At 35.5% G+C, this 6000-nt stretch carries 5 protein-coding genes and 1 pseudogene; all 6 read left to right on the forward strand.

Features of this window, described 5'->3' with window-relative positions:
- The first annotated feature begins 2 nt into the window (after nt 1–2).
- Nucleotides 3–1040: a GDP-mannose 4,6-dehydratase gene (gene gmd, locus IEV91_RS13215; RefSeq protein WP_188497887.1), complete on the forward strand. Its 1038-nt coding sequence runs from the start codon at nt 3–5 to the stop codon at nt 1038–1040.
- A gap of 42 nt (nt 1041–1082) precedes the next feature.
- A pseudogene (locus tag IEV91_RS13220) lies at nt 1083–2318 on the forward strand (glycosyltransferase family 4 protein).
- Nucleotides 2319–2339: 21 nt separating this feature from the next.
- Entirely contained in the window at nt 2340–3722 is a 1383-nt protein-coding gene (locus tag IEV91_RS13225) for a sugar phosphate nucleotidyltransferase (protein ID WP_188497888.1), read from the forward strand.
- Nucleotides 3723–3788: 66 nt separating this feature from the next.
- Nucleotides 3789–4889 carry a glycosyltransferase gene (locus IEV91_RS13230; protein ID WP_188497889.1) on the forward strand — a complete coding sequence of 367 codons (1101 nt, stop codon included), beginning with the start codon at nt 3789–3791 and terminating at the stop codon, nt 4887–4889.
- Nucleotides 4890–4905: 16 nt separating this feature from the next.
- On the forward strand, nt 4906–5298 hold the full coding sequence (locus IEV91_RS13235; protein WP_188497890.1) for a VanZ family protein: 393 nt from the start codon (nt 4906–4908) through the stop codon (nt 5296–5298).
- Between the two features lie 231 nt (nt 5299–5529).
- Nucleotides 5530–6000 (forward strand): sporulation initiation factor Spo0A C-terminal domain-containing protein (locus IEV91_RS13240; protein WP_188497891.1); only part of this gene is annotated, 471 nt, incomplete at its 3' end.

Here is a 6000-nt window from a genome sequence, read left to right on the forward strand (position 1 = left end):
TCATGAAAAAGGCGTTAATTACGGGAGTAACAGGACAAGATGGTTCATTCTTAGCAGAATTCTTACTTGAAAAGGGCTACGAAGTCCATGGCATTATTCGAAGAAGCTCATCCTTTAATACAGAAAGAATTGAACATTTATATATTGAAGAACTAAGAAATGTAGAAAATTTCTTTATTCATTATGGTGACCTCACTGATACATCTAATGTTATCCGATTAATATCTGAAATCCAGCCAGATGAAATCTATAATCTCGCCGCGATGTCTCATGTGAAAGTATCTTTTGAGATACCAGAGTATACAGCTGACGTTGATGGTATTGGAACATTAAGAATTCTTGAAGCTGTTCGTATATTAGGGTTACAAGATAAAACAAGAATTTATCAAGCTTCTACATCTGAGCTCTATGGCAAAGTTCAAGAAGTCCCACAAACCGAGAAGACTCCTTTTTATCCACGCTCTCCTTATGCAGTGGCAAAACAATATGGTTTCTGGATTACTAAGAACTATCGTGAATCATATGGAATGTTCGCAGTTAATGGCATTTTATTTAACCATGAATCAGAACGCCGAGGGGAAAATTTTGTAACAAGAAAAATTACACTTGCTGCTGCGAGAATTGCAAAAGGTTTACAAGACAAATTGGTCCTAGGTAATCTAGATGCTAAACGAGACTGGGGATATGCTAAAGATTATGTAGAATGCATGTGGTTAATCTTACAGCATGATAAACCAGAGGATTTTGTTATTGCAACGGGTGAAATGCATACAGTTCGTGAATTTACAACATTGGCTTTTAAATATACTGGAATTGAAATTGAGTGGCAAGGTGAAGGTGTGGAAGAGCAAGGAATAAATAAGGGTACAGGTGAGGTTTTAGTTGAAGTTTCATCTGAATTTTTTAGGCCGACAGAAGTAGAACAATTACTTGGTGATCCGACAAAAGCTAAAAATAAATTAGGGTGGAATCCAACTAAAACAAAGTTTGATTCCCTAGTACGAATAATGGTATCAGAGGATATGCAAAAGATAAAATAGTGAATAAAAAGGTTTATGCTCATTTTAAGTATGAGGTGTCATATGAACAAAAAAAGAATTGCTTTTGTAATTAATTATTTTTACCCAGATCTGGCTTCAACAGGTCAGTTAATGACTGAACTATGTATTGATTTACAAAATGATTTTGACATTACAGTCTTTGCTGCACAACCGGGGTACGCTGGTGAAAAAGAAGAATCAACTAAAAGATTTCAAGTTGATCAATTGGAAAATATAAAAGTTGTACGAATAAAATTACCTAAGGTGAATAAGACTTCGAAGGTTAGTCGTATTAAATATATTCTTTCTTATTTTATTTATGCACAAATTGCATTATTAAAAGAAAAAAATTTGGATGTAATTTATACGATTTCTCAACCTCCAATTTTAGGTGGGTTAATTGGAACTATTGGAAAGTTCTTCAAACGAGCTAAACATTTATATAATATTCAAGATTTTAATCCTGAACAGGCTGCTGCAGTTGATTATACAAATAAAGCTATTTTTAAAGTAGCGCGTTTCTTTGATAAATTGAATTGTCGCTATGCTGATAAAGTCGTGGTTGTAGGAAATGATATGTCCGAAACGCTAAAGGAACGTTTTAATAATAAGAGAGTACCTTCAAATATAGTAATTAATAATTGGACTAATGAAGACGAGGTTGTCCCACTAGATAAAAATGAAAAGTAGGTTAAAGAATTCATTTTTAAGAATAATTTGAATGGGGAGTTTGTTGTCATGTACTCAGGTAACCTTGGATTGTTCTACGATTTGGAAAACTTAATAAAGGTTACAAAAGACTTTATAGATCAACCAGATATAGTTTTTGTTTTTATTGGCGAAGGTGCTATGAAACAAAAAATGCAAGATTATGTAACAGAAAATCAAATTTCAAATGTCCTATTTTTACCCTATCAACCTAAAGAGTTTATTAAGTATTCTCTTAATGTAGCCGATCTTCACCTTGTTGTAAACCAAAAAGGGATTAAGGGTGTTTCAGTTCCAAGTAAGATTTACGGAGTAATGGCAGCTGGTAAACCTATTCTTGGAGTTTTAGAGCAGGGTAGTGAAGCGCAGAGACTGATTGATGAGAGTGGTTGCGGACACGTTGTAGAACCACAAGACTATGAAAATATAGTGGAAACAATAAAGTATTTTTATGAATTAGATAGAGAAAAGAGAAAACAGATTGGCTTAAACGGTAGACAGTATTTGGAAAAACATCTAAGAAGAGAGACGTCTATTAATAAGTATAGAGAAGTATTAAAAAGCCTATAAACATGGTTGGAGGGGGACGTTTTGAAATTAGTTTTACTTTCAGGTGGGTCAGGTAAACGTCTTTGGCCTTTATCCAATGACACTAGATCTAAACAGTTTCTAAAGGTTTTAGATAATGATAATAAGGATAAGCAGTCAATGGTTCAACGCGTATGGGGACAGCTTGATTCAGTAGGATTAGCTGATCAGGCAATTATTGCAACCTCCAAACTTCAAAAAGATATGATTCACTCCCAAATAGGTGAGGATGTTCCTGTTGTAATTGAACCGGAACGACGTGATACGTTTCCGGCGATTGCGTTAGCCGCTTCTTATTTATATTCCATTCAGGGAGTATCACCAGATGAGATGGTTACAATTCTTCCTGTTGACCCTTATGTAGATAATGATTTTTTTGAAAATTTAAAAGGTATTGAAACTGTTCTCGAAGATTCAAGTGCGGATTTAGGTTTAATAGGTGTAAAACCTACTTATCCGTCCTCCAAGTATGGTTATATTATACCTAAGGATAATAAAGGTAATTATATAACGGTGAGTCATTTTACCGAAAAACCCAGTGAAGAACAGGCTGCAAGTCTAATAGAGATGAATGCCTTATGGAACTGTGGTGTCTTTGCCTTTAAACTCGATTACCTTCTTAATCTACTTGTTGAAAAAGGCTTACCCATTCAATATGAAGAGTTGTTGAAACAGTATTCCACTATACCGAAGATCAGCTTTGATTATGAAGTAGTCGAGAAGACTAATAGAATTGTTGCGCTTCCTTATGATGGTTATTGGAAGGATCTTGGAACCTGGAATACACTTACTGAAGAAATGGCCACCACACAAATTGGCAAGGGTGTTATTAGTGATGAATCTATTAATACACATCTGGTAAATGAGTTGGATATACCTGTGACTGTTCATGGGGTTAAGGATATTGTCGTAGCTGCCAGTCCAGATGGTATTCTTGTAACGGACAAGGCCTCAAGTCCAGGGATCAAGGATTTAATTAGTGACTTTGACCACCCACCTATGTACGAAGAGCGGATTTGGGGTTGGTCACGGACTTTAGATTATGCCAAATATGATGATGAAGAAGAAATGGTGACTAAACGCATTCATATTATAAAAAATAAGAATTCAACCTACCATTATCATAATCTACGGGATGAAGTATGGACGATTGCTAAAGGTGAAGGTGAGCTTGCGTTAAATGATAGCTTAACCCGAGTGAAGGCTGGAGATATTGTACATCTACCAGCTGGCAAGAAACATGGGATTCGTGCTATTACGGATCTTGAATTTATCGAAGTACAAACAGGTGCAGGAATAAGTAATGAAGATGTGATCCGTTTATACTTTGACTGGGAAGATGTTATTAAAGCATTTAATAAATCAAAGTCTAAGGTTATATCTTAAAAGTATAGAATAGCAGGAGGAGAGAACAATAGCGTTCTCTTTTTTCTTACACACGGAGAGATGACAATGAAGACTATTGCATATTATATCTCTGATTATGGATTTGGCCATGCAACGAGGAGCATTGCTGTGATACGAGAATTATTAAAGACTAGAGATGATATTCGAGTAATTATCTGTAACAAATTTGCGATGAAATTTATTAAAGCATCATGTAAAGAATTGCCGCACAGTTGGGATGGAAGAGTTGAGTTTAGAGAAGTGCAAAACGATATCGGCTACATTCTTAAGAGGGATAGTATAGAGCCAGACATAGAGCGTTTTAAAAGGGTTTACTATGGTTTTCTTGATGGAGCAAGGTATTATATTGAGAGTGAAAAGCACTTTTTGATGGAACAATCTGTTGATTTGGTGATTGGTGACGTCCCGCCTTTTCCGTTTACAGCTGCTAAATTATTAGAAATACCAACCATAGGAATATCAAATTTCACTTGGTATACAGCTTATAAAGATTGGTTAACGGAAGAAGAATTAGACCCCTTATTTACTGCTTATCAGGATATGGATCATTTTCTTGAATTGGCAGGTGGAGCTGAACCAGTATGGACTGAGGAAGGTAATCGATCGTTTGGCTTTTATTCTCGTAAAGCTGACAGTGAGGAAGTTAAGAGAATGAGAGATGCAGTTAATCCTGAAGAAGATAAGATTATCGTTTATTTTGGTCTTGGGATGAAAATCGATGTAGAGAGTTTGGATCATTATAGCCTTTGGAAAAATGATCATTGTGTGTTTATCGTATCAAGCAATACGAATGTTGATGGAGAGAACATATATAAAATACCCACTGAATATACCGAATCACAGAACTTCATAGCTGCGGCTGATATCATTATTTCCAAGCCAGGATGGGGAACAATCAGTGAGGCATTACAATCAGATAAACCACTGATTATCGTTCACCGCCGAGGAATGAATGAAGACGAGAATACTATTCAATATCTGCAAGATCGGAATCGCTGTTACCTCATTGACTGGGAAGAAGTGATGGATTTGCAGTTCGATGAAAAACTTCTGGCTACGTTGAACAGTCAGATTGATGAATCCGTTGATAAGGGTGATCAGATTCATGCTATTGTTGAATATATTCTTAAAGAACTAGGAGATTGATCCTTTGAGGCACATAGTGACAAATCGCAAAAATGCATTGTTGGTATTATCCATCTTATTTATTTTATTTTTTACTTTTCTACCGCATAGCTCCTTAGGGATTGGCGTGGAAAAGGGGCACCTTAACCTGAATCCACTGGCTATGTTCCACTTTGCGTCTTTCTCTTCTTTCATCATTAATAATATAGGAAATGTCATGTTGTTTATCCCTTTTGGCTTTACCCTATCAATGAGATTACCCAATCAGAATAAGTGGAGGATAGTAGGTATAGGTTGCCTATTATCAATGATGATTGAGATCACTCAGTTGTTCATGCCTAACCGGTGCACAGATATTGATGATGTGATTTTGAATACATTGGGTACTTTTTTAGGATATTTGTTTTATTTTAAACTGAAAGATGGTTAAATCGGATAAAGCCAAGATAATTCATTTCTTTGAGCGAAATGATTATAGTCTCTACTTTCTTTTCTCTGCTATCGACTATTTTAGGTTTCTTTATCATTAACTCCCCTGAATTTATTAAGTGAATCATAAGCTTTTATTTATTGGGTTTCTTGTGTGTTCTTTAAAGAGGACTTTCATAAAAGAAAACGTCAATCACTAAAACTATTATCTCAACAAAAAAGAGGTCATAAAATGGAGCTTAATAAAGCAACGAGAGAGACAGTACAGAAAACTGTCAAACGTTTGCAGAAGGCGATAGATTATAATGATAAGGATTATATGCATGAACTCCTTTATCATCTTGCGGAAGTTGCCTATTTTGAGGGCTTAAATAATGGTGAAGCAACAGCAAATGTTAAGGAGAAGGCAAGTCACGAAAAAAGAGGTTTTTCAAAGGATAGACTAGATTTGGAAATATCGAAACTCCTTCTTGAAATTGGTGTGCCCGCGCATATCAAAGGACATCGCTATCTAACAGATGCCATTACAATAGTTTGCCAAGATTTCTCTACTTTATCGAGTATAACGAAAGGCATATATCCACAAATCGCAGAAAAGTATAATACCACTGCTATTCGGGTAGAACGCTCAATTCGCCGTAAGCGTAAAATAGTCCACACCTATAGTTTAGGTATGGACTATTGTTATAATTTATTTAGTTTT

The sequence above is a fragment of the Pullulanibacillus pueri genome (genome assembly GCF_014639255.1).
Taxonomy (GTDB): Bacteria; Bacillota; Bacilli; order Bacillales; family Sporolactobacillaceae; genus Pullulanibacillus; species Pullulanibacillus pueri.